We start from the raw sequence: 25,122 nt of genomic DNA, 5'->3' as shown, positions 1-25,122 counted from the left end.
ATCTGATCGGCGGCGCTCATCGGGCGGCCTCCGAGCCACTTGCGAAGATGCGCAGGGCCATCTGCACGGCGCCGCCCAGCGCGTCGTCGAGCGGGGCTTTGAGCAGTGCCTGATAGCGTGCCGAAAGGCGCGGCGCGTAAAGCGGCGCCAAGCCGCCGAGCAGGCAGAGCGGCGCATCGTCGGCAAGATCGAGCGCGCCGAGCGAGGCCTCGACATCGGCGACCGCCTTGCCGAGGATAAAATTGGCGACGAGATCGCCCTTTTCTGCATGCTCGAAAACCTTTGGCGCGAAGCCGCCGAAATCGCCGGGCTTGGCGTTGGTGGTGAATTCGACCACGTCCTCGGGATTGTTGCGGAAGACGGCGAGCATGGCGTCGGTCAAGGGCGAGCCCGGACGAATGCCGTCATAGGCAAGCAGCGTCTGTTCCAGCAGGTCGCGGCCGATGCGGGCGCCGCTGCCCTGGTCGCCGACCTGGAAACCCCAGCCGCCGATGGCGCGCGACTTGCCAGCTTTACGCGCCATATAGGCGGTCCCGGTGCCCAGAATGGCCATGGCGCCGTCACTAGGCCCGACCGCGCCCTCGAGCGCGATCTCGGCGTCGGTTTCGACGCGACTCCGGCTGAAGGGCAGGATCGCCTCGAGCTGCTGCCGGTAGGTGCCGACATTGGCGCCGGCGAGACCGAGAATAGCCGGCGTTTGGGGAATCAGCTCCGGATCCGCGCCAGCGGCCAAGAAAGCCTGCCTCGCCGCTTCGACGATGTTGGCACGGGCGCCGGTGAGATCGGTGCGGATGTTGGCGGCGCCGCTCTTGGCGCGGCCGACGACAGCGCCTTCGACGGTCGCAAGGGCCGCCCTGCAGCTGGTGCCGCCGCCATCGATGCCAAGCACGAATTTCACGCGATTTCTCCTCAGGCCGGAATAATACCAATAAAATACCAATAGCCAAGAGTTAATTTCTGTTCCAAAAAACATTAAGGCGCATTTTATTGAAAAGGCAGGTTAATTTGCCGGCAAGCTTGGTCCATCGCCTGAAATTCGTTAATCCGTGTGGACAAGTGGTATTTTTTTGGTATTGTTGCTTCAGTTGGAGGAAAATGGATGGCCGAGACGCGCACCGAAGCGCTCCACCAGAATGCCGCGGGGCTGGATGTCCAGGCCCCCGAAACCATTCTGGCGTTCCTGGCCAATGCCCAGATCGAGGCCGGCGAGGCCGTGCACGGAGCCATTCCGGCGATTGCCGTTGCCGCCGAACTCATCGCGAAGCAATTGAAGAGCGGCGGCAAGCTCGCCTATGCGGCGGCCGGCAGCTCCGGCTTGATGGCGGTGGCCGACGCGCTGGAGTTGCCGGGCACCTTCGGCATTGCGCGCGACCGCATCGCCATCCTGATCGCCGGCGGCGAGGAAGCCTTCCGCACGCTGGCCGGAGGACCGGAGGACGATACCGAGGAAGCGTCGGCGGCGGTTGCCGCGGCTGCCATCGGCAAGGGCGACTGCCTGATCGCCATTTCGGCCAGCGGTTCCACGCCCTATGCCGTGCGGGCGCTCGAAGACGCGCGCAGCCGGGGCGCCGCCACCATCGCCATCGCCAACAACCGGGGCGCCGTCCTGTTCGAGCAGGCCGACGTCGCCGTCCTGCTTGAAACGCCGCCTGAGCTGATCGCCGGCTCGACGCGTATGGGCGCTGGCACCGCGCAGAAGATCGCGCTTAACATGCTGTCGACGCTCACCGCCGTCCATCTCGGCCATGTCCATGACGGCTACATGGTCAACCTGACCGCCGACAACATCAAGCTGCGCGACCGCGCCGTGCGCATGGTCGCCGCCATCAGCGGCAAGAGCCGCGACGACGCCGCCCGCCTGCTCGAAGAGAGCCGCGGCGGCGTGAAAACTGCCATTCTGCTCGCCGCGGGCGCCGCCAGCGCCGACGCGGCCGAGAAGATACTGGAAGGAACCGGCCAGAAGCTCAGGCCGGCGCTTTCCGCGCTGGGGCATGATCCCGAAAAGTAGAACCCGCTTTTCGGAAAAGATCATGCCCTAACAAAGAAGTAGGGCCTGTTTCTCCCGATTTCCATCGGGTGAAACGGGCTTGCGAGGGGAGCAAGGGGCGCTGAGCCTCTGTTCTCAAAACCGAACCTGAAAAAGGTCAACAGGGAGACTGAAGATGAAGACCAAACTACTGACGGCCCTTCTGCTCGGCACAAGCATCCTCGGCACGACCGGGATGGCTCTGGCCGAGGACGTGACGCTCAACATCGAAAGCTGGCGCGGCGACGACCTGACCATCTGGAAGGACAAGCTGATCCCGGCCTTCGAAGCCAAGAACCCCGGCATCAAGGTGGTGTTCGCGCCTTCGGCGCCGACCGAATACGACGCGGCCCTCGGCGCCAAGCTCGCCGCCGGCTCGGCAGGCGACCTGATCACCTGCCGCCCCTTCGACAAGTCGCTGGAACTGTTCAAGAAGGGCAACCTCGCCGACCTGAGCTCGCTGCCTGGCATGGAGAACTTCTCGCCCGTCGCCAAGGCCGCCTGGCAGACCGACGACGGCAAGTCGAGCTTCTGCGTGCCGATGGCCTCGGTCATCCACGGCTTCATCTACAACAAGGATGCCTTCGACAAGCTCGGCATCAAGGTGCCGCAGACCCGCGACGAGTTCTTCGCCGCGCTCGACAAGATCAAGGCGGACGGCACCTATATACCGATGGCGATGGGCACCAAGGACCTCTGGGAAGCCGCGACCATGGGCTACCAGAATATCGGCCCGAACTATTGGAAGGGCGAGGAAGGCCGCCAGGCGCTGATCAAGGGCGAGCAGAAGCTGACCGATAAGGACTGGGTCGCGCCGTATGAGGAATTGGCCAAGTGGAACCCCTATCTCGGCGACGGCTTCGAGGCGCAGACCTATCCGGACAGCCAGAACCTGTTCACGCTCGGCCGCGCCGCCATCTACCCGGCCGGCTCGTGGGAAATCGGCCTGTTCAACACCCAGGCGCAGTTCAAGATGGGCGCCTTCCCGCCGCCAGTCGAGAAGGCCGGCGACACCTGCTACATCTCCGACCATACCGACATCGGCATGGGCCTGAATGCGGCATCGAAGCATGCGGAAGAGGCCAAGAAGTTCCTGTCCTGGGTCGCCTCGCCGGATTTCGCCACCATCTACGCCAACGCGCTGCCGGGCTTCTTCAGCCTGAACTCCTCGCCGGTGAAGATGGAAGACCCGCTGGCGCAGGAATTCGTCTCCTGGCGCGGCAAGTGCAAGTCGACGATCCGCTCGACCTACCAGATCCTGTCGCGCGGCACGCCGAACCTCGAGAACGAGACCTGGGTCGAATCGGCCAATGTGATCAACGGCACCGACACGCCGGAAGCCGCGGCCAAGAAGCTGCAGGATGGTCTCGACAGCTGGTACAAGCCGGCGAAGTAAGAGCATCGATTGCGATGCCGGCCGGGCGCGGGCCCGGCCGGCATTCAAACAGTTCCCGATAGCGATTGTCGGCGCTGCCTCCCGGTCTTACCCTCAGCTTGCGGGGAAGACGGAGCCGATCTGTCGCTGGCTTGTCTTTCTCCTCGAAGGGGACAGCCAAGCCGTGCATCGAGGCATCAGCTAGCATCGACCGAACTGGAACCCAGAGACGGCGGGGAACCGAACTCATGGCTACCGAACTCATGGCTGCAGAAACGCGACCGAAAAGAGCGATCCGCTGGCATGTCGGCGTCTTCCTGGCGCCGGCGGTGCTGGTCTACACCGCATTCATGATCCTGCCGCTGTTCGGCACGCTGCAGCTTTCGCTGTTCCGCAACATCGAGCAGTCCCAGGTCTTTGTCGGATTGGGCAATTTCCGCACGCTGTTCGGCGATCCGAACTGGTCCGTGAATTTCTGGAACGCGCTGCGGAACAATGTCTGGTTCTTCATCATCCACATGCTGGTGCAGAACCCGATCGGTGTGCTTCTGGCGGCGCTTCTTTCCAGCCCCCGGCTGCGCTTCACCGCCTTCTACCGCACGGCGATCTTCGTGCCGACGATCCTGTCCTTCGTCATCGTCGGCTTCGCCTGGAAGCTGATCCTGTCGCCGATCTGGGGCGTGGCGCCGCATCTGATGGATTTCGTCGGATTGAAGAGCTTTTTCACGCCGTGGCTGGGCAAGGAGCATTATGCGCTCACCGCGCTCAGCCTGGTCTCGGTCTGGCAGTTCGTCGGCATCCCGATGATGCTGATCTATGCAGCGCTGCTGTCGATCCCCGACGAGGTGATCGAGGCGGCCGAATGCGACGGCGTCACCGGCATGGCGCAGTTCTGGAAGATCAAGCTGCCGCTGATCCTGCCTTCGATCGGCATCATCTCGATCCTGACTTTCGTCGGCAATTTCAACGCCTTCGACTTGATCTACACGGCGCAAGGGGCGCTCGCGGGGCCGAACTATTCGACCGACATCCTCGGCACCTTCCTCTACCGCGCCTTCTTCGGCTTCCAGCTGCAGGTCGGCGATCCCAATATGGGCGCGACCATCGCCACGATCATGTTCCTGATCATCCTCGCCGGCGTCTGCGTGTATCTGTTCCTCGTGCAGACGCGCCTGCGTCGCTACCAGTTCTGAGGCGCACCATGAGCACAGCCACACGTTCGCTTCCCCGCGCCATCGGCGCGCATGCGATCCTCCTGACCTACACGGCGATCGCGCTGTTTCCGGTGATCCTGGTCGTGATGAATTCGTTCAAGTCGCGCGTGGGCATCTTCGGCGCGCCGCTGACGCCGCCGACACCGAAGACCTTCGACCTGATCGGCTATACCACGGTGATCGGCCAGGGCGACTTCATCCACTATTTCCAGAACAGCCTCGTCGTCACCGTCGCCTCGCTGTTCTTCGTGCTCTTGTTCGGCGCGATGGCCGCCTTCGCGCTGTCGGAATACCGCTTCCGCGGCAACACGATGATGGGGCTCTACCTGGCGCTCGGCATCATGATCCCGATCAGGCTCGGCACCGTCGCCATCCTGCAATTGATGGTGGCGACCGGGTTGGTCAACACGCTGACGGCGCTGATCCTGGTCTATACCGCGCAAGGCCTGCCGCTGGCGATCTTCATCCTGTCGGAATTCATGAAGCAGGTGTCCAGCGATCTGAAGAACGCAGGCCGCATAGACGGGCTGTCGGAGTACACGATCTTCTTCCGGCTGGTGCTGCCGCTGGTACGTCCGTCCATGGCGACCGTCGCCGTATTCACCATGATCCCGATCTGGAATGATCTGTGGTTCCCGCTGATCCTGGCGCCTTCGGAGGAGACCAAGACCGTGACGCTCGGCGCGCAGCTCTTTCTCGGCCAGTTCGTCACCAACTGGAACGCGATCCTGGCGGCGCTGTCGCTGGCGATCCTGCCGGTGCTGATCCTCTATGTCATCTTCTCGCGGCAGCTGATCCGCGGCATCACGTCAGGAGCGGTCAAGTGAGCTCGGAAAAACCCCTTCGCGTTGTCGTCGCCGGCCTCGGCAATATGGGTCGCAGCCATGCGCTCGCCTATCACACAAATCCCGGTTTTCAGATCGCGGCGCTGATCAACCGTTCCGACGTGCCGCTGCCGGACGGGCTCGCCGGCTACGGCATCAGACGCTCCTTCGACGACGCGCTGCGCGACGAGAAGCCGGACGTCGCGGCGGTCGCCACCTATTCCGACAGCCATGCCGACTACGCGGTCAGGGCCTTCGAGGCCGGCTGCCATGTCTTTGTCGAGAAGCCGCTGGCGACGACGGTGGCCGACGCGCAACGCGTCGTCGATGCCGCCAAAGCCAACGGCAAGAAACTGGTGATCGGCTATATCCTGCGTCACCATCCGTCCTGGGTGCGGCTGATCGCCGAGGCGCGCAAGCTCGGCGGGCCATATGTCTTCCGCATGAACCTCAACCAGCAATCCTCCGGCCATACCTGGGAGACGCACAAGCAGCTGATGCGGACGACGTCGCCGATCGTCGATTGCGGCGTGCACTATCTCGACGTGATGCTGCAGATCACCGATTCGAGACCCGTCGAAGTACGCGGCATGGGGGTGCGGCTGAGCGACGAGGTGGCGCCGTCGATGTATAATTACGGACACCTGCAGGTGCTGTTCGAGGACGGCTCGGTCGGCTGGTACGAGGCCGGCTGGGGGCCGATGATCTCGGAAACGGCCTTCTTCGTGAAGGACGTCATGTCGCCCAAGGGCTGCGTCTCGATCGTGATGAAGGAGGGCGTCAGGTCCGACGACATCGACACCCACACCAAGACCTCGACGATTAGGCTGCATAGCGCGGCGACCGGGCCGGACGGCAAATTCGCTACGGAAGACCAGCTGCTGTCGATGGAAGGCGAACCGGGTCACCAAGAGCTTTGCGACCTCGAACAGGCCTTCTTGCTCAAGGCCATACGCGAAAATATCGACCTCACCCGCCACATGGACGATGCCGTGAAGTCGCTCGCCGTCTGCCTTGCCGCCGACGAGAGCGTGCGCAGCGGCAACGCCGTAAAACTCTAGAACAGGAACGACGCCGTGGGCTCGCTGAAGATCGAGAATGTGAAGAAGGCTTTCGGGCCGGTCGAGGTGCTGAAGGGCATCGACCTCGAGGTGACGGACGGCGAGTTCGTCGTCTTCGTCGGCCCGTCCGGCTGCGGAAAATCGACGCTGCTGCGCGTCATCGCCGGCCTGGAAGATTCGACCTCCGGCCGCGTGCTGATCGACGGCACGGACGTTTCCGTCACGCCGCCGGCCAAACGCGGCATCGCCATGGTGTTCCAGACCTACGCGCTCTACCCGCATCTGACGGTGAAGAACAATATGGCGCTGGGCCTCAAGCAGGCGGGCACGCCGGCCGCCGAGATCGAGCGGCGCATCAAGATCGCCTCCGCGATGCTGTCGCTCGAGCCCTATATCGAGCGGCGCCCGGCGGAACTGTCGGGCGGCCAGCGCCAGCGCGTCGCTATCGGCCGCGCCGTGGTGCGCGAGCCGAAGCTTTTTCTCTTCGACGAACCGCTGTCGAATCTGGACGCCGCCTTACGCGTCAACACCAGGCTTGAGATCGCGCAGCTGCACCGGCGGCTGAAGGCGACGATGATCTACGTCACCCACGACCAGGTCGAGGCGATGACGCTGGCCGACAAGATCGTGGTGCTCAATGCCGGCCGCATCGAGCAGATCGGCAGCCCGATGGAGCTCTACAATTCGCCGGCCAACGAATTCGTCGCCGGCTTCATCGGCTCGCCGAAGATGAATTTCGTCGACGGCGCCAGGCTGGGCGAGACGGCCAAGACCATCGGCGTGCGGCCGGAGCACGTCACCGTCGACGCGAATTCGGGCGCCTGGAAAGGCACGGTCGTGCATGCCGAGCATCTCGGTGCCGACACCAATCTTTATCTCGACTGCGAGAAGGCCGGGCTGATCACCGTGCGCATCTTCGGCGTCTACAACGCCGAGCCGGGCGCGACCCTCTACGCAACGCCCGATGCGGCGAAGACGTATCGGTTTGGGCCGGATGGGAAGGTGCTGAAGTAGGCGGCGGCCTTTCCTTCTCCCCTTGTGGGAGAAGGTGGCCGCGAAGCGGCCGGATGAGGGGTGTTGGAAGGATCTCGCCGCAGCAGAATGAAGCGTGGGATATCTTCAATCTTCAAGGCGGCACTCCGCTGGAGCACCCCTCATCCGTCTCGGCGCTGCGCGCCGATCCACCTTCTCCCACAAGGTGAGAAGGGGTAGTCGCAGCTTACTCGTCCGCCTTGAATGTCTGCTTCTGCTGGCCCAATCCCTCGATGCCCAGCTCCACGACGTCGCCGGGCTTCAGGAACACCGGCGGCTTCATGCCGAGGCCGACGCCGGGCGGGGTGCCGGTGGAGATGATGTCGCCGGGATGCAGCGACATGAACTGGCTGAGATAGGAGACCAGATACTTCACGCCATAGACCATGGTCCTGGTCGAGCCGTTCTGCATCGTCTTGCCGTTGACGGTCAGCCACATCTTAAGGTTCTGCGGATCGGCGACCTCGTCCTTGGTGACCAGCCACGGGCCGGTCGGACCGAACGTGTCGCAGGACTTGCCCTTGGTCCACTGGCCCTGGCGCTCGGCCTGGAAGGCGCGCTCGGAGACGTCATGCGCGACGCAATAGCCGGCAACATAATCCAGCGCGTCGTCCTCCAAGACATACTTCGCCGTCTTGCCGATGATCACGCCGAGCTCGACTTCCCAGTCGGTCTTGGCCGAGCCGCGCGGGATCAGCACGTCGTCATCCGGCCCGACGATCGCCGAGCTTGCCTTCATGAAGATGATCGGCTCCGGCGGCACGGTGGCGCCGGTCTCGGCGGCGTGATCGGAATAGTTCAGGCCGATGCAGATGAATTTTCCGGTGCCGGCGACGCAGGCGCCCAGGCGCGGCTTGCCGGGAACCACCGGCAGCGACTTCGCATCGAGCTTCGAGAGCATCTCCAGCGAAGCCGGATGAAGCGCCGTGCCGGCGATATCGGCGACATGAGCCGAAAGGTCGCGGATCGTCCCGTCCGCATCGAGCAGGCCGGGCTTTTCGCTGCCAGCTTCGCCATAGCGCAACAACTTCATCATTCTTCTCCTAAGGTGCGGCCTGAAGCCATTTGCAAAATTCGTTTCGATTGCGGTCGTTGCGAAAGCCGGGCGGACCGTAGCCATCGATCTGACCCCCGGCAAGCGCGAACGCCGCATCGGGCGATCTGGCGAAAGGGATTTTCAGACTGATCGATGCAGTACCCGATCTTCCTGCCAAGCCCTTTACGATCCCTCAGATCGACCAGCCGCCGTCGATGTTGTAGGCCTGCCCCGATGTGTAGGTTGCGCCGGCAAGGTAGACGGCGAGATCGGCGATTTCCTCCGGCGTGCCAAGCCTGCCCATGGGCTGGCGGGCGATGAAGGCCGCGCGCGCCACCTCATAGTCGCCCTGCGCATGCATGCGGTCCTGCAGCGACGGGCTTTCTACCGTGCCGGGGCAGATGGCGTTGCAGCGAATGCCCTTGGCCACATAATCGGCGGCGACCGCCTTGGTCAGGCCGACGACCGCCGCTTTGGTCAGCCCGTAGACGAAGCGGTTCGGCACGCCCTTCTGCGAGCTTGCCAGCGAGGCCATGTTGATGATCGAGCCGTCGCCGCGCTCCAGCATGCCGGGCAGCACGGCGCGGATGGTGCGGATCATCGAACGGACATTGAGGTTGAGCGCGAAGTCGAGATCCTCGTCCTTCATCTCGAGGATGGAGCCACCATGGACGAAACCGGCGCAGTTGAACAGCACATCGACCCGGCCGATCTCGGCGAAGGCGGAAGCGACGGCCGCGTCGTTCAGCACATCGAGCTTGCGGGTCTTGACGCCGGCAGTCTTGCCCAACTCGGCCAACAGCGGCTCGTTGATATCGGAGGCATGAACGGTCGCGCCCGCCTTGGCGAAGGCCAGCGCGCTCGCCCGGCCGATGCCTTGCGCCGCCGCGGTGACCACAGCCACCTTACCCGCCAGATCCGCCATGTTTTTCTCCTCGCCTGCCTGGAGCGTCCGCCTCTATCGATGGCCGGCCCAGGCGTCGTGTGCCAGACAACCGGCATCGTGCGGTCAGATTTCCGCTTCACAGATAAAGATGTTTTTTCTCGTTAAAGAACACGCGCCCGAGCGTCAAGCCCGAGGTCAATCACCTTCGCGACAGCGGGTGAAATGGCTCCGTCGCGCGGCGCGCCTCAGGCGGGCCTTCTCAGTCGCCGTAAGGCACCCAAACATTCTTGACCTCGATGGCGCGGCGCAGGAAGGCCTCGCCTGCCGCCTCGCCCGAGGCCCAGTCGAGGCTGCGGCCATTGCCGGTCCAGACGCGTTTGAGATTGCCGATGGAGTCAGCCTCCGCCTTGGCGCAAATGTCGGCATCGGCGAACACCCAGAGCCCGTCGACGTCGTCATGCTTGGCCAGCACGCCAGCGAGCTCGGCGCTGCGACCGGTGACGATGTTGATGGCGCCAGGGGGCAAGTCGGAATATTCGATCACCTGGTAGAGGTCGGTCGCAAGCAGCGGATGCCGCTCGGACGGGGCGGCGACGACGGTGTTGCCCATGGCAAGCGCCGGCGCGACCAGCGAAATGAAGTTGAGCAGCGGCTGGTTGTCCGGCGCGACGATGCCGACCACGCCCACCGGCTCATGCAGCGCAAGCGTGACGACACGAGCCGGCGGCTGGTGGACGCGGCCCTCGAACTTGTCGGTAAGGCCGGCGTAAAGGAACAGCCGCTCGATCGACTGCTCGACCTCTTCGCGCGCGGCCTTGGCGGTGACGCCGGTCAACTGGACAAGGCGCGCGGCGAACTCATCGCCGCGGCCCGAAAGGTTCTCGGCGAAATAATAGAGCACCTGGCTGCGGTTATAGGCGGTCGCCTCCGGCCAGGTCTTGCACGCGCGGGCAGCGGCGACCGCGTCGCGAATGTCCTTGCGGTTGCCGAGGCCGACTTCGCCGGCCAGCTTGCCCTTGGCGGTCGCAACGGCGAGCGAATAGTTGCCATCCGGCCTGACCTGCTTGCCGCCGATGAACAGCTTTGCCGTGCGATCGATCGCCGTGCCGTCGGCCTGTTCGACCGGCTGGGCCGTTCCGGCCACGGCTGGCTTGATGACGGACCCGACCGGCAGCTTGGCCGCGAGATATTCGAACATGCCCTCGCGGCCGCCCTCGCGGCCAAAACCGCTTTCGCGATAGCCGCCGAAGCCGCAGGCGGCGTCGAACATGTTCGTGCCGTTGACCCACACCACGCCCGCCTTCAATTGCGGCGCGACATGCAGGGCCAGATTGACGTTCTCGCTCCACACCGAAGCGGCAAGGCCGTAGCGCGTGTTGTTGGCAAGCTCGATCGCCTCCTCGGTATTGCGGAAGCTCATCGTCGCCAGCACCGGCCCGAACACCTCTTCCTGCGCTAGAATGTTAGCCGGCGAAACACCCGTCGCCAGCGTCGGCAGATGATAATAGCCTGTCGTCGGCAAGGCAGCGTCCGGCTGCCAGCAGACGGCGCCCTGTTTCGCCCCCTCGGCGATCATGCCCTTGACGCGATCGAGCTGGGTGCGGTCGACAAGCGGGCCGATATCGGTGTTCTTGTCGAGCGGGCTGCCGACCCGCAGCCGGCTCATCCTGACCTTGATCTTGGCGATCAAGGCTTCGGCGACGCCTTCCTGGACCAGCAAGCGCGAGCCGGCGCAGCAGACCTGGCCCTGGTTGAACCAGATGCCGTCGACCAGGCCTTCGACGGCGCTGTCGAGATCGGCATCCTCAAAGACGATGAAGGCGGACTTGCCGCCGAGCTCCAGTGAAAGCTTCTTGCCGGAACCGGCGGTGGCCTTGCGGATGATCTTGCCGACTTCCGAAGAGCCGGTGAAGGCGATCTTCTGGACGCCGGGATGGTTGACGATGGCAGCGCCCGCTTCAGGGCCGCCCTGGACGATGTTGACGACGCCTTTCGGCACGCCCGCCCGCTCGCAGATCTCGGCAAACAGGATGGCGGTGAGCGGCGTGAATTCGGCAGGCTTCAGCACCACCGTGCAGCCGGCGGCAAGAGCCGGCGCGATCTTCCAGGCCAGCATCAGCAGCGGGAAGTTCCACGGGATGACCTGGCCGACGACGCCGACCGGCTTGTGGTCGGGAAAATCCTGGTCCAGCGTCTGCGCCCAGCCGGCATGATGGATGAAATGACGGATCGCCAGCGGCACGTCGATGTCGCGGCTCTCGCGGATCGGCTTGCCGTTGTCGATCGATTCCAGCACCGCGAACAGGCGCTGGTGGCGCTGCATGGCCCGGCCGATGGCATAGAGCACTTTTGCGCGGGCGTAGCCCGATGACGCCGACCATTTCGGCAGCGCTTTTGCCGCAGCAGCGACCGCCGCGTCGATGTCGGCGGCGCCCGCATCCGAGACCTTGCCAAGCAGCTTGCCGGAAGACGGCTCGCTGGTGTCGAAAGTCTTGCCGCTTGCCGCCGCCTTCCAGGCGCCGTCGATGAACAGCGCCTTGGAGAAGTCGCGGCCGGCAAGCCAGGCATCCGCCTCGTTGCGGGCTTCCGGCGCCGGGCCGTATTCCATGGCGTGATAGCGTTCGAGGATGTTCATGGGACGGCGCTCCAGATAATTGTCTTGGAAGGCATTCCTTCGCGCCCCCCTCTGTCCTGCCGGACATCTCCCCCACAAGGGGGGAGATTGGCCTTCGCGGCCGTCGGCGCCCGGTCTGCAAAGTAGGTGATTGGCGAAATCCTCGATGACGGCCAATCTCCCCACCCGTGGGGGAGATGTCCGGCAGGACAGAGGGGGGCGCGAAGGAACTCGGCGTTCAAGGCCTTCACTCGCCTCACGCCATCGCGTGGCGGTGGTTGGCCGAATAGTGGCCGGTCAAATGATGTTCGAGCTGGCGCTCGATGTCGGTGAGCAGGCTGGAGGCGCCGAAGCGGAACAGGTCCGGCTCGAGCCAGGGCCGGCCGAGCTCCTCCTTCATCAGCACCAGCCAATCGAGGGAAACCTTGGCGGTGGAAATGCCGCCGGCCGGCTTGAAGCCGATGAGATAGCCGGTCTCCTCGAAATAGGCGCGGATGGCACGCACCATGGCAAGCCCTACGGGCAGCGTGGCGTTGACGCTTTCCTTGCCGGTCGACGTCTTGATGAAATCGGCGCCCGCCATCATCGCCACCATGGAGGCCAGCATGACGTTGCGCAAAGTGGCGAGGTCGCCGGTGCCAAGAATGACCTTGAGATGCGCATCGCCGCAGGCGGCGCGCATGGCGACGATCTCGTTGAACAGCTCGCGCCATTTGGCGCCATAGACCAGGCCGCGCGGAATGACGACGTCGATCTCGTCGGCGTCGTCCTTCACCGATGCTTCGATCTCCTGCAGGCGAGTCGAAAGCGGCGCAAGCCCGTGCGGAAAGGCGGTGGAAACGGCAGCGACATGGATGCCGGTGCCGCGCACGGCGTCAACTGCGGTGGCGACGAAGGGATGATAGACGCAGACCGCCGCCGGACGGATCGCCTCGCCTGATATGCCGAGGCCCTCGACGATATCGCGGCGCAGCGGGTTGATCGCCTTGGCGCAAAGCCGGCGCACGCGCTCGTCGGTGTCGTTGGAGTTGAGCGTGGTGAGGTCCATGCAGGCAATGGCGCGCAAGAGCCAGGCGGCCTGGTTGTCGGCCTTGATCGAGCGGCGCTTGGTGAGCGTGGCGACGCGACGCTCCAGCGCCGAGCGGTTGACGCTGCGCACTGATTCCAGAAAACCGAGATCGAGCTTCATGCCGGGATTGCGGGCAATGCCGTGCTCCAGCGGCAGCGGCGTGTTGGCGGCGGCGCGCGCCGGCAGCGGCATCACCTTGGGCGCGCCTGCGCCGGCCTCGCGGATCGTGCTCATCTCCTGCCCTTTCACTCAGCTACCTCAGCCGAAGATAGCCCGTGAAGTTGTCCTTCACGAGTCTTTCAGCGGGTGATAGCGGAAAAAGGCGGCCAAAGCAGTTGATTTTTGACTGTATGGTCAAAACATCATCCTGAGTAGGCGCCCCTGCGTTGAGATTGGCCGCAACGCCCATCCCTTCGTCATACTCGGGCTTGACCCGAGTATCCATGCCGTGACCTCTGCCGCAGAGTGCAACGGTGCAGAATTCTGTAACCGCCGCAACGCCTTAGCGCAACGGCATGGATTCTAGGGTCTGCGCCCGTCGCTCCGCTCCTTGCTCCGCCCTAGAATGACGAAGCGCGAATGTCGTCGCTAATTTCAGACGCCTCCAACAGAGCTGGCCGGCGGCGCGCCTCAGCCGACGAAGGCGCGCTCGACGACGAAGCTGGCCGGATGGCTCAAGGAACCTTCCTGGAAGCCGAGGCTCTCGGCGAGCTCCTTGACGTCCTTCAGCATATGCATCGAGCCGCAGATCATGATGCGGTCGGTCTCAGGGTTGAGCTTGTCGATGCCCAGGTCGGAGTAGAACTTGCCCGAGCCGATCAGCGCGGTGATGCGGCCCATGCGCGCCGACTCTTCGCGCGTCGTCGAATTGTAGAGCGTGACGCGGCCGCCGGTCAGCTCGCCGATCAGCGGATCGCTTTCGAGCGCCGCCACCAGCTCCTGGCCGTAGATGAGCTCGGCATTGTCGCGGCAGGTGTGGGTGAGGATGACTTCGTCGAACTTTTCATAGGTGTCGGGGTCGCGCAGCAGGCTGGCGAAGGGCGCGATGCCGGTGCCGGTCGAGATCATGACCACGCGCTTGGCAGGCGTCAGCGCGTCGAGCACCAGCGTGCCGGTCGACTTCTGGCGCATGATGACGGTATCGCCGACCTCGATCTTCTGCAGCTCGGAGGTCAGCGGACCGTCAGGCACCTTGATCGAGAAGAATTCGAGCTCGTCGTCCCAGGCGGGGCTCGCGACCGAATAGGCGCGGAAGATCGGCTTCTCGGCATTGGGCAGGCCGATCATGACGAACTCGCCGGAACGGAAGCGCAACGACTGCGGCCGGGTGATGCGGAAGGAGAACAGCCGATCGGTATAATGCTTCACCGACACCACGGTCTCGGCATAGACATTGGCCGGGATCGGGAACTGCAGCGGCTTTGCGCCGGCGACGTTCAACGCGGATGTCGTATTCATTCCAACCCAACTTTCCGGCCCAGACGGAACCTTCCGGCGCCAAGCCTTCTCGTGCGCGCCCGAACGGTCAGGTTCCGGCGTGCTCCCTGCACACTGTCAAGCGGTAAGCTCTTGTGTCGATAATTTATTAGTATACAAATGATCTTCAGGTCAAGATGGCGGCGTAAAACGCCTTTCCAAACCGAGGCATATCCGTAGTCCTGGCATTTCGGGTTTCGGCAATGAATGAGAAATTTTCGGCGTCGGCGGGAAGCGTCGTTGCCGGCATCGATGTCGGCGGAACCTTCACCGACCTGCTTTTGATCGACGGCAAGGCGGGCGGCAAGGTCCATATCGCCAAGACTCCGACCACAGTGGAAAACCAGGCCTTCGGCGTGGTCGCGGCCCTTGGCGCCACCGGCTTTCCGATCGACGGCATCGATCTCATCGTGCACGGCACGACGACCACCACCAACGCCGTGCTGGAACGTCGCCTTGCGCGGACCGGCATGATCACCACGCGCGGCTTTCGCGACGTGATCGAGCTTGGCCGCCGCACAAGGCCGCAGGCCTATGGGATGACGGGCACTTTTGTCCCCGTCATTCCCCGCGACCTTCGGCTGGAAGTGTCGGAGCGGGTCGAGGCGTCGGGCGCCGTGCGCATTCAACTCGACGAAGCCGAGATGCGCGATGCGGTGAAGACGCTGCTCGATGCCGGTTGCGAGTCGCTGGTCATCCATTTCCTGCATTCCTATGCCAACCCCTCGCATGAGCGGCGGGCCGCCGAGATCGCGGCGGAGCTCTGGCCGAACGGACACATCACCACCGGCCATGCGCTGCTTTCGGAAGCGCGCGAGTTCGAGCGCGGCGTCACCGCGGCGGTCAACGCCTCAGTGCAGCCGATCCTGGAACGCTATGTCGAGCGGCTGCGCAAGGAGCTTGCCGCGAAAGGTTATGCGCGCGACTTCCTGATCATGAACGGCAATGGCGGCATGATCTCGGCCCGCTTCGTCACGCAGGAATCGGCAAAGACCGTGATGTCCGGCCCGGCGTCGGGGGTGATCGCCGCCGCCTATACGGGAAAGCGCGCCGGCTTCGGCAATCTCGTCACCTACGACATGGGCGGCACCTCGACCGACGTGGCGCTGATCCGCAACGCCGAGCCGGCCGTCTCCAACGAGATCGAGATCGAATATGCGATGCCGATCCATGTGCCGATGGTGGCGGTGCACACCGTCGGCGCCGGCGGCGGCTCGATCGCGCGCGTCGATGCGGCCGGGCTGATCCAGATCGGCCCGGAAAGCGCCGGCGCAAACCCAGGCCCGATCTGTTATGGGCGCGGCGGTATCGAGCCGACCATCACCGACGCCAATCTGGTGCTCGGCCGCCTTGCGCCGAAGAAATTGCTCGCCGTCGACAATCCGGTCACGGTCGAGCGCGTCACCGGTATTTTCGAAGACAAGATCGGCAAGCGCACAGGGCTCTCCGGCGTCGAAGCGGCGGGTGCCGTCTTGAGGCTCGGCAACATGAAGATGGCGGGCGCCATCCGCATGGTATCGGTGTCGCGCGGCCACGATCCTCGCGATTTCGCGCTGTTCGCCTTCGGCGGCGCCGGGCCCTTGCATGCGACGGCGCTCGCCCGCGAGCTCGGCTTGCCCACGGTGCTGGTGCCGGCGCGCCCGGGCATCACCAATGCGCTCGGCTGCGTCGTTGCCGACCTGCGGCATGACTTCGTCAACACAATCAACCAGCCGGTTGGCGGCCTCGACGAAACCGCGCTTCGCGAGGTGTTGGAACGGCACCGTAACGAAGGCGAGGCGCTGATCGCGAAGGAAGCGGTGAAGCCGGACGCGATCCGCGTCACGCATTCGGCCGACATGCAGTTCGTCGGCCAGACGCACATCATCAACGTGCCGCTGCCCTCCTCGTCGGTTTCACGAGAAACACTGCAGCTTCTGTTCGAAAAAGCCTATTTCGCCCGCTTCAAGGTCGAGTTGCCGGAGATCCGCGCCAACCTCGTCAACCTCAACACCTCGGTCACCGGCGTGCGGCCGCAGATCGACCTGTCGCGGCTGATCGACCCGGCGGGACGCGCGGCCACGCTCGAGGAGGCGCAGCGCGAGATCCGGCCGGTCTGGTATAACGGGCGCTGGCACGACACCCCGGTCTATGCGCGCGAAAAGCTGCCGCTCGACGCAACAATTGAGGGGCCGGCGATTCTCGAGCAGATGGATGCCACGACCGTGCTCGAACCCGGCGACCGGGCGCGCTCGGATGCGGACGGCAACATCATCATCGACATCGGCGAGGCCTGAGATGGCAAAGCTCGACACGATCACGCTTTCGGTGCTGCAGGCGGCGCTGCAGCAGGTCTGCGACGAGATGGACCTGACCTTCTCGCGCGCGGCCTTCTCGCCGGTCATCGCCGAGGCCAATGACCGCTCGGACGGCATCTATTCGGCCGTCGATGGGTCGCTGATCGCGCAGGGCAGCCAGGGCTTGCCGGTCTTCGTCGGCGTCATGCAATACTCGACCAGGACGGTGATCGAGATGATCGCCAACGGACGATGCCTGGCGCCGGAGCCCGGCGACATCTACATCGTCAACGATCCCTATCTCGGCGGCACGCATCTGATGGATGTGCGCTTCGTCATGCCGGTCTATCGCGGCGGCAAGATCTTCTGCTGGCTTTCCAACACCGGCCACTGGCCGGATATAGGCGGCTCGGTGCCGGGCGGCTTCTCGGCCTCGGCCACCGCGGTTGAGCAAGAGGGCCTGCGGCTGCCGCCGGTGAAACTGTTCAAGAAGGGCGCGCTCGATCCCGAGATCTACGCCATCATCTGTTCCAACATCCGCGTTGCCGACCAGCGCATCGGGGACATCCGCGCGCAGGCCGCCGCGCTGCTGATCGGCCAGGACAGACTGAACGAAATCCTCGATCGTTACAGTGACGAAACCGTCGTCGAGGCGATCGCGGAACTGCGCCGCCGCGCCGCCGAGCAAATGCGCGCCTCGATCGCCGTGATCCCGGACGGCATCTACCGCTCGCAGGCCTTCGTTGATTCCGACGGGGTGGTGAACGAGCCGCTGACCATCAATCTCGCCGTCGAGAAAGAGGGCGACATGCTGACCTTCGACTTTGCCGGCTCATCGAAACCCTGCGCCGGGCCGATGAACAGCGTGCTGGCGACGACCTTGTCGTCGATCTATCTGGCCATGCGCCATATCTTTCCGGAGGTACCGATCAGCGCCGGCGCTTTCGAGCCGCTGAACGTCAAGCGGCCGGAAGGCACGTTCCTCGACGCCAAATATCCGCGCCCGGTCTCGGGCTGCGCGGCGGAGGTTTCGCAGCGCATCGCTGAGGCCGTTTTCGCCGCGATGGTGCAGGCGCTGCCGGAAAAGGTGACGGCGGCGCCCGCCGGCTCCAGCGGCAATTTTGCGCTCGGCGGCAACGATCCGGCACGGGGCCGCGACTATGTCATGTATCAGATCTCGGGCGGCGGTTATGGCGGCAATGCCGGCCATGACGGGTTGAGCAATGGCTGCTCGACCATCGGCATTTCGAAATCGCCGCCGGTCGAGATCATGGAGCAGGCGTTTCCGGTGCTCTACCGGCATTACGCGCTGCGCGAAGGCTCCGGCGGCGCGGGAAGACATCGCGGCGGCTTCGGGCTTGCCTATGAAGTCGAGATATTGCGCGGCGAAGCGCGCGCGTCCTTCGTCATGGATCACGGCCGTTTCGGGCCGCAAGGCGCGCTCGGCGGCAAGGACGGCGCGCCGAACAGCGTGACCGTGTTCCGCAACGGCGAAGCGCATGTGCCGCCGCATCTTTCCAAAGAACAGGACATCGCGCTCAAGGCCGGCGACCGCGTGCGCGTCGGCACGCCGGGCGGCGGCGGTTACGGCGATCCGCGCGAGCGCGACGCGAAGCAGGTGGCCGAGGATGTCAGGCTTGGTTACTATACGGCTGAGCAGGCCAGGGAAATGTTCGGAGTGGACGTGTAGGCGGACGGGCGTGGCGACTCATGCTTGCGCCATCGGGTCCGGCGGTTTGGAGATGGGCCGCAATGCGTATCGCTTCGTCATTCTATGGCGTGGCAAGGAGCGAAGCGACGCGCGCAGACCATAGAATCCGTTACGCAGGAGTGCCGCTCACGGTGCAGAATTCTGCTCCGCTGCTTTCTTCGGCTGAGGTCACGGCATGGATTCCAGGGTCTTCGCGACGGAGCTTCGCTCCTGCTCCGCCCTGGAATGACGAAGTTGGGAGGGCTCGGTCAATCGAGCCCTTGGAGCTCACGCCAGCTTCGCCAGCAGCCGCAGGAACGTCGCGGTTTCCTTGGCCGTCAGCGGCGCCAGCGTTTCCTCGGTGATAGCGCGGGCCAGCGGGATCAGCCGCTCGATCGCCTCGCGGCCTTTCGGCGTCAGATTGACCAGCAGCCGCCTTTTGTCGACCTCGTGCTTGGAGACTTCGACAAGGCCTCGCGCCTTCAGCCGGTCGATGACGCCCTTCACGGTTGCGGCGTCCATGGCGATCAGCGTTCCCAGCTGGTTCTGCGAGGTTTCGCCGATATCGTGAAGCTTGGCCAAAGCCGCGAATTGCGGCGGCGTCAGGTCGCCGATGTGCGAGGCAAAGATCGAGACATGGCGCTGATGCGCCTTGCGCAGGATGAAGCCGACCTGGTCCTGCAGGTGATAGTTGTTCTCGTCGCCGTCCTCGGCCTCGACCAGCCGCAGCAGATTGTCCTCGCCGCTCATCTCAAGCCGTCCCATGCCTTGATAGCCTCGGCAGCCAGGCCGCCCATGCGGTTGTGGACGCGCGGACCGCAGGTCATGGCGAGGCAAAACAGGATCTCGTCCGGACGCGGGCCGTCGCTGATGCCGACCTCCATGGCGTCGAAATGGCTGCGCACATAGGCGGCGTTGATGTGGCCGAGCGGCACGTCGAGCCTTGACCCGAAGGCGCCGACCTTCTTGGCCGACGGCACGATGGCCTTGGCGTCGCCGAGGCGCTCGCGCATGGCATAGCCGCCCGGCACATGCCACAGCGCGCCGTGTTCCAACTCGCCGGCCGAGCCAACGATGGCGCCCTTGCCGTAGCCGTCGATCTTCTTCACGTCGCCGCCGAGCGCCGCGATCAGCCTGTCGGAGAGCAGAAGTCCTAAAGGCTTCAGGTCTTCCATCGCACCCTGCAGGTCCTCGACATAGCGGCCGGCGAAGGGATTCTTGACCACGGCGAGAGCCGCCGCGCGCAGGCGCGGCTCTTTCGCCACGGGTCCGCCGTCGTGAAAAATCTCCTCGGTCAAGACCGCGACCTTGCGGATCGGAAAGTCAGGCATGGGCAATTTCCTTCGCTTTATGTTTGTTGGGCGCGGCGAGCGTCACCGAGCCGCTGATGCGGGCCTCGCCCGCCAGAAACAGCGCCGATGCGGCGATCAGGCCGCGCCGGCGAAAATCCTCGGCGACGGCAAGGCCGTTGTCCAGCGCGCGCGCAATTTCGGCGGCATCAAGCGCGCCGACGCTTTGCGTCACCAGCATCTCGCCGAGATCGCTGTCCGGCGCCAGCTCGCGCGCCGCAACGCGTGCAATGGCAGGATGTCCAGGCAGATCGACGGCGTTGGCAATCAGCGTTGCCGCCGCGTCGGCCTCCGCGCCGGTCGGCGCCAGCACCGTGACGGCGTCGGCTATGCCCAGTGAAAACGACCGGCCGCGCCAGCCGCTGGTGGCAACGCCGTGCACGTCGTCCTCGGCGCGAATGGCGACGCGGTCGGCCATGCCATTCCCGGTACCGGCGATCGCCACCGTCATCGTCTGGCCGATGCCAAGATGGAGAGCGCAGTCGCCGCCATTGTTGACGTAAGCGCGATCGAGCCGGCGACCGGCGAGCATTGCGCTGAGAACTTCGTCGGCTACCGAACCGGCAACGGCGGCCATCGGCGTGATGAAGCATTCCGCCAACGGCATGACGGCAGCCTCCATGCGGCGCGCGGTCGGGCCGGCGAAGTCGCGCGGCGCCAGGAAGAAGGCCGGCAAGCGCAATTCGGGCAGTTCCTCGACCACCTCGATCAGGATCGTCTGAAAGCGGGCGACAGCCTGTTCGTAAGCGGCGCGGCATTCATCGGCGGTACCAAACGCCTCGACGATGAGGTCGATCGGCCCATGGTTGAGATGGAGCCGCCTGCCGTCGGCAAGCCAATGCGCCTGCGGGCCGTTCATCACCCGGCCCCGTTCGCCACGGCGCGCCGCAACTGCGCCAATGGCGGCCAGGGGTTATCGGCCGGCGCGCCGGTGCCCCGGCGCGGGTTGAGATACTCGCCGCCCTTGGCGAGGATGTCCTCGATGCTGCGGATCTCGTTCTCATAGCCGCCGAGCCGGACATAGTCGTCGCGGCGCATGGTGAATTCGATCGGCGCCACCAGCGCCGGCGTCGGCACATAGCCGAAGGCGCCTTCCGGCACGCGGGTGACGTCGACCATCAGCGTGATGCCGCCGCCCGGCCAGACATAGACCGGCGCGCCGCCGACGGTCACATAGGTCTTCAGCCCTTGCACCGAGCGGGTGAGGTTTACCGGGTTTTCGGTGACGCCGGCGCGCAGCGAGCCGCCGGCGCCGCCGATGAACAGCACCGTGCACAGCGCCGGCTCGCAATTGTCCTCGATCAGGCCGACGGACTTTTGCAGCCGCTCGGGAAATGGCTTCTGGATCGGCTTCAGCTGGTCGTCGAGCTCGTAATAGGCGAACTGCTCGCCGGTGGTCGACACCATCAGCAGCGACAGGCCGGGACGCGCGCCCTTCTTGGCGTTCCAGTCGCCGAGGATCGACAGCGGGTCGGAGATCGTGGTGCCGCCCCAGCCGAGACCGGGCTCGGATACCTTGAAGTAGCGGCCGGGCGTCGAGCGGCGGCCGATGATCTTTATCCCGGTATCCTCCCAGCCCAGCACCTTGCCGGCCTGATGCTCGGAGACGACGCCGGTGATGTGATCGTCGACCACCACCACCTCGTCGACGAGGCCGCGCCATTGCGTGGCGAACATGCCGATGGTGGCCGAGCCGCAGCCGACTCGCATGCGATGCTCGACCGTGCCGTCGATGACCGGCGCCTTGCCGGCTTCGACGATGACCGTCGCGCCGCCGTCGATGGTGAGCTCGACGGGCTTGCGGTTGCACAGATTGAGCAGCGCGTCGCAAGTGGCGCGACCTTCGGCCTTAGAGCCGCCGGTCAAATGATGGACACCGCCGAGCGACAGCATCTGCGAGCCGTATTCGCCCGTCGTGACATGGCCGATCGCCTCGCCTTGCGCGCGCACCGTCGCCGTCTCGTCGCCGATGTGGCGGTCGGTGTCGATCTTCACCTTGACGCCGCAGTAAGAGAAGATGCCTTCGGTGACGATTGTAACGAGATCGACGCCTTCCACCTCCTGGCTGACGATGAAGGGCGCCGGCTTATAATCCGGATAGGTGGTGCCGGCGCCGATCGCGGTGACGAAGCGGCGTCCGGTGTTGACCAGCTCGCCGCGCCACGCCTCGCCCTCGGCGACGAAGGGCACGACCGCGCCGCCGGTTTCGGCCGCGTGGTCGAGGATGGTCAGCGGGTCCATGCGCACGATGCGGCCGCCGACATTGCCGTAGCGGTCGCAGGCGCCGGTGCGGCCGTCGGCGATGTAGCACATGACCGGACAGGCATCGCAGCGGATCTTTTCCGCCACCTGCTTCTCGCCGGGGTCATGGGTCTCGAAACGTTCGGCAAGCTCGCTCATAGGCGCGCCTCCTTCTCGCGGATCGCCGCCAAGATGCGGCTCGGCGTCGCCGGCACCTTGGCGACCAGGACGCCTGTGGCATGGCGAATGGCATTGAGGATCGCCGGCGCGGTCGGGATCAGCACATGCTCGCCCAACCCTTTGGCGCCGAAGGGTCCTTCCGGATCCGGAACCTCGACCAATATATGTTCGATTGGCGGCACGTCGCCGATGGTCGGGATGAGGTAGTCGTGCAGGTTCTCGGTGCGGCCGGGGATATATTCCTCCATCAGCGCCATGCCGATGCCTTGCGCGATGCCGCCCTCGATCTGGCCTTCGACCAGCACCGGGTTGATCGCCTTGCCGACATCATGCGCGGCGGTGATCTTGATTAGCTTCACGGTGCCGAGCTTGAGATCGACCTCAAGCTCGGCGATCTGCGCGCCATAGCCGTAGACCGCATAGGGCTTGCCTTGGCCCTTGGCATCGAGCGGCAGCGTCGGCGGGTCGTAGGTTTCTTCCGCGACGAAGACGAAGCCGTCGGCATCGGCCTTCAGCGCCGCAAGATCGATGCGCCGCGCGGCATCGCCTTCGCGGATGGAGATGCTGGCGCCGTCGAGCGCGATCGACGCCTGTTCCGAGACATTGGCGAAGCGCAGGATTTTTTCGCGCAATGCGCGGCCGGCCTTCTCCGCCGCCTTGCCCGTTACAAAAGTCTGGCGCGAGGCGGATGTCTTGCCGGCGTCGGGCGTGATGGCGGTATCGGCGCTCTTCAGCTTGAAACAGGCCAGCGGCAGGCCGAGCGCGTCGGCACATATCTGGCTGATGACGGTGTTGGAGCCTTGGCCGATGTCAACCGCACCCTGGTGCAGGACGACGTCACCCGCGGCCGAGATGCCGACCTTGATGGTGGACGGATTGGGCAACGAGGTGTTGCCGCAACCATACCAGCAGGAGGCGACGCCGACGCCGCGCTTGCTTGCGGCATGGGTCGCATTGAACGCCTCCGCGTCCGCCAGCGCACGCGCCCAGTGCGGCTTGAGCTGTTCCAGGCATTCGCCGATACCGACACCGGATTCCAGACGCTGGCCGGTGACCGTTTCGTACCCGTTACGAAGGCAGTTCTTCAGCCGGAAATCGAGACGATCCATGCCGAGCTTTGCGGCGAGCTCGTCATAGAGCGTCTCCTGCATGATGGTGGCTTGCGGCACGCCGAAGCCGCGGAATGCGCCGGCGATCGGGCCATTGGTGTGGATGGCGTAGCCCGTCGCCCGGTAGTTCGGCGTGAAGTAAGGACCGGAGGCATGCACCGGCACGCGGTTGGCGACCGTCGGGCCCCAGCTGGCATAGGCTCCGGTGTTGAAATCGCCCTCGAAGACCATGCCGGTGACCCGGCCCTCGGCATCGGCGCCGATGGTCGCCTTCATCTCGGCCGGATGGCGCTTGGTGGTCGACATCATCGATTCGTTGCGCGTGTAGGCAAGTGCCGCCGGCCGCCCGATCTTCATCGCCACGAGGCCGATGAGAGGCTGCAGCGAGACATCGAGCTTCGAGCCGAAGCCGCCGCCTGTCGCCGTCGGCACGATGCGCACCTTGTCTACGGCAAGGCCCAGCACCTTGGCCGTGTCGTCGCGGTCCATATAGGGCGCCTGGGTGCAGGCGACGACGACCAGCGTATCGCCATCCATATAGGCATAGCCGGCTTCCGGCTCGATATAGGCGTGCTCGACAAAGGAGGTCTCGATGGCGCCTGAGACACTGACCGCTGCGCCGGCGAGCGCGCCATCGGGATCGCCGCGTTCGACATAGCCGGAGGTCAGGAGATTCGCCGGGCGGTGCGGATGGATCAGTGCCGCGCCTTCGGCCTTCGCCTCGCGCGGCTGCAGCATGTGCGGCAGCTCGGTCCAGCTGATTGGAAAATCCGTCAGGTCGAGATCGAGGATCGCTTCGCGCTCGCCGGCCACAAGCGCCACGGCCTCGCCGCGCAGGCGCGCAAAACCGTCGGCAAGCGCCGGCTGGTCGGCGAAGGGGCCGATGACGCCGAAACAGTTGCGGCCAGGGATATCCGCCGCCGTGAAGACGCCGGCAATGCCGGGGTGCGCTTTTGACCAGGCATCGAGATCGCCGAAGCTGAAGCGGGCATGATAATGCGGCGAGCGCACCACAAGCACCGCCAGTGCGTCGGACGGGAAGGAATCGCCGCCGAATTTTTCGTCGCCGGTAACTTTCGGCACGCCGTCGAGCCGGACCGGCGAGGCACCGACGGCATGGCCGGCTTCCGGCAGGCGAAGATCCACGCTGTTCATGTGCTGCGAGGCCTGCATCACCGCGGCGACGATCTTCCTGTAGCCGGTGCAGCGGCAGAGGACGCCGCCCAGCGCATCCTGTGTCTCGGCCTCGCTCGGCGTAGGATTGCGCTCCAGCAGCGCGGTGGCCGCCATCAGCAGGCCGGGCGTGCAGATGCCGCATTGCGCGGCGCCATGTTCCAGGAACGACGCCTGCAAGGCGGACAGCCGGCCATCGGCGAGGCCCTCGACAGTGGTGACGGAGGCGCCGGCTACGGAGGCCGCCGGCATCAGGCAGGCGCAAACCGGATTGCCGTCGACCAGCACCGTGCAGGCGCCGCAGTCGCCGGCATCGCAGCCGACCTTGGTGCCGGTCAGCCGCAACTCGTCGCGCAAGACCTGCGAGAGACGCCTGACCGGCGGCACCGACACGTTGACGGCGGCGCCGTTGACCTCGAAAGCGATCTCGGAGCGGGCCATACTGGACCGGGCCATGCCAGATTGAGCCATGCCGGATTTGGCAGCGCCGG

The 25,122-nt window shown here is 64.9% G+C and carries 19 protein-coding genes; 8 read left to right on the top strand and 11 right to left on the bottom strand.

Annotated features, from left to right (window positions below; all coding sequences use genetic code 11):
- Positions 1-16 precede the first annotated feature (16 nt).
- Entirely contained in the window at positions 17-898 is an 882-nt protein-coding gene (locus FJW05_RS04625; RefSeq protein WP_140628431.1) for an N-acetylglucosamine kinase, read from the bottom strand.
- 201 nt (positions 899-1,099) lie between these two features.
- Here FJW05_RS04625 and FJW05_RS04620 point away from each other — a divergent pair, with 201 nt between their 5' ends.
- The 6 genes from FJW05_RS04620 (at position 1,100) to FJW05_RS04595 (ending at position 7,514) form a co-directional block, all read left to right on the top strand.
- Positions 1,100-2,008 carry an N-acetylmuramic acid 6-phosphate etherase gene (locus tag FJW05_RS04620; RefSeq protein ID WP_140628427.1) on the top strand — a complete coding sequence of 303 codons (909 nt, stop codon included), beginning with the start codon at positions 1,100-1,102 and terminating at the stop codon, positions 2,006-2,008.
- A 154-nt stretch (positions 2,009-2,162) separates the two neighbouring features.
- Complete coding sequence (locus tag FJW05_RS04615) at positions 2,163-3,422, top strand: ABC transporter substrate-binding protein (RefSeq protein WP_140628424.1); 1,260 nt, start codon at positions 2,163-2,165, stop codon at positions 3,420-3,422.
- 242 nt (positions 3,423-3,664) lie between these two features.
- A complete protein-coding gene (locus FJW05_RS04610) occupies positions 3,665-4,594 on the top strand; it encodes a sugar ABC transporter permease (RefSeq protein WP_140629709.1) in 930 nt (309 codons plus the stop codon).
- A gap of 8 nt (positions 4,595-4,602) precedes the next feature.
- Positions 4,603-5,442, top strand: coding sequence for a carbohydrate ABC transporter permease (locus tag FJW05_RS04605; protein ID WP_140628422.1), 840 nt, complete (start codon positions 4,603-4,605; stop codon positions 5,440-5,442).
- A complete protein-coding gene (locus FJW05_RS04600) occupies positions 5,439-6,500 on the top strand; it encodes a Gfo/Idh/MocA family oxidoreductase (RefSeq protein WP_140628420.1) in 1,062 nt (353 codons plus the stop codon). The genes FJW05_RS04605 and FJW05_RS04600 overlap by 4 nt, the downstream gene beginning before the upstream one ends.
- 15 nt (positions 6,501-6,515) lie before the next feature.
- Positions 6,516-7,514: an ABC transporter ATP-binding protein gene (locus FJW05_RS04595; RefSeq protein WP_140628418.1), complete on the top strand. Its 999-nt coding sequence runs from the start codon at positions 6,516-6,518 to the stop codon at positions 7,512-7,514.
- 205 nt (positions 7,515-7,719) lie between these two features.
- On the opposite strand, the gene FJW05_RS04590 is transcribed toward FJW05_RS04595, so the two are convergent.
- The 5 genes from FJW05_RS04590 to FJW05_RS04565 form a co-directional block, all read right to left on the bottom strand.
- Positions 7,720-8,565 carry a fumarylacetoacetate hydrolase family protein gene (locus FJW05_RS04590; protein WP_140628416.1) on the bottom strand — a complete coding sequence of 282 codons (846 nt, stop codon included), beginning with the start codon at positions 8,563-8,565 and terminating at the stop codon, positions 7,720-7,722.
- A 196-nt stretch (positions 8,566-8,761) separates the two neighbouring features.
- On the bottom strand, positions 8,762-9,493 hold the full coding sequence (locus tag FJW05_RS04585; RefSeq protein WP_140628414.1) for an SDR family oxidoreductase: 732 nt from the start codon (positions 9,491-9,493) through the stop codon (positions 8,762-8,764).
- 220 nt (positions 9,494-9,713) lie between these two features.
- Complete coding sequence (locus FJW05_RS04580) at positions 9,714-12,089, bottom strand: aldehyde dehydrogenase family protein (RefSeq protein ID WP_140628412.1); 2,376 nt, start codon at positions 12,087-12,089, stop codon at positions 9,714-9,716.
- Between the two features lie 235 nt (positions 12,090-12,324).
- Complete coding sequence (gene deoC / locus FJW05_RS04570; RefSeq protein ID WP_140628410.1) at positions 12,325-13,371, bottom strand: deoxyribose-phosphate aldolase; 1,047 nt, start codon at positions 13,369-13,371, stop codon at positions 12,325-12,327.
- A gap of 396 nt (positions 13,372-13,767) precedes the next feature.
- The gene (locus FJW05_RS04565; protein ID WP_140628408.1) at positions 13,768-14,595 is read right to left on the bottom strand and encodes a ferredoxin--NADP reductase; all 828 of its coding nucleotides are present in this window, start codon (positions 14,593-14,595) and stop codon (positions 13,768-13,770) included.
- A 221-nt stretch (positions 14,596-14,816) separates the two neighbouring features.
- Between FJW05_RS04565 and FJW05_RS04560 the strand changes: the two genes are divergently transcribed.
- The gene (locus FJW05_RS04560) at positions 14,817-16,889 is read left to right on the top strand and encodes a hydantoinase/oxoprolinase family protein (protein WP_140628407.1); all 2,073 of its coding nucleotides are present in this window, start codon (positions 14,817-14,819) and stop codon (positions 16,887-16,889) included.
- Position 16,890: 1 nt separating this feature from the next.
- A complete protein-coding gene (locus tag FJW05_RS04555; RefSeq protein WP_140628405.1) occupies positions 16,891-18,579 on the top strand; it encodes a hydantoinase B/oxoprolinase family protein in 1,689 nt (562 codons plus the stop codon).
- 288 nt (positions 18,580-18,867) lie between these two features.
- Here the strand turns inward: FJW05_RS04555 and FJW05_RS04550 are convergent, their stop codons facing one another.
- From FJW05_RS04550 to FJW05_RS04530, 5 genes are read right to left on the bottom strand one after another with little or no spacing between them, the layout of a single operon-like run.
- Positions 18,868-19,329 (bottom strand): MarR family transcriptional regulator, encoded by a 462-nt coding sequence (locus FJW05_RS04550; RefSeq protein WP_140546466.1) that lies wholly within the window; start codon positions 19,327-19,329, stop codon positions 18,868-18,870.
- Positions 19,326-19,910, bottom strand: coding sequence for an amino acid synthesis family protein (locus tag FJW05_RS04545; RefSeq protein ID WP_140628403.1), 585 nt, complete (start codon positions 19,908-19,910; stop codon positions 19,326-19,328). The genes FJW05_RS04550 and FJW05_RS04545 overlap by 4 nt, the downstream gene beginning before the upstream one ends.
- Positions 19,903-20,787 (bottom strand): UPF0280 family protein, encoded by an 885-nt coding sequence (locus tag FJW05_RS04540; protein WP_140628401.1) that lies wholly within the window; start codon positions 20,785-20,787, stop codon positions 19,903-19,905. Before FJW05_RS04540 ends, FJW05_RS04545 begins: the two co-directional genes overlap by 8 nt.
- Positions 20,787-22,328, bottom strand: a complete 1,542-nt coding sequence (locus FJW05_RS04535) for a 6-hydroxynicotinate reductase (RefSeq protein WP_140628399.1) — start codon at positions 22,326-22,328, stop codon at positions 20,787-20,789. The genes FJW05_RS04540 and FJW05_RS04535 overlap by 1 nt, the downstream gene beginning before the upstream one ends.
- Positions 22,325-25,087 carry a molybdopterin-dependent oxidoreductase gene (locus FJW05_RS04530; protein WP_246673209.1) on the bottom strand — a complete coding sequence of 921 codons (2,763 nt, stop codon included), beginning with the start codon at positions 25,085-25,087 and terminating at the stop codon, positions 22,325-22,327. The genes FJW05_RS04535 and FJW05_RS04530 overlap by 4 nt, the downstream gene beginning before the upstream one ends.
- Positions 25,088-25,122 lie beyond the last annotated feature (35 nt).

Origin of the sequence: Mesorhizobium sp. B2-9-1 (assembly GCF_006439455.1) — a bacterium.
In the GTDB taxonomy this organism is placed as follows: Bacteria; Pseudomonadota; Alphaproteobacteria; order Rhizobiales; family Rhizobiaceae; genus Mesorhizobium.
The sequence above is the reverse complement of the archived record's forward strand: the minus strand, read 5'-3'. Positions and strand labels throughout refer to the sequence as shown.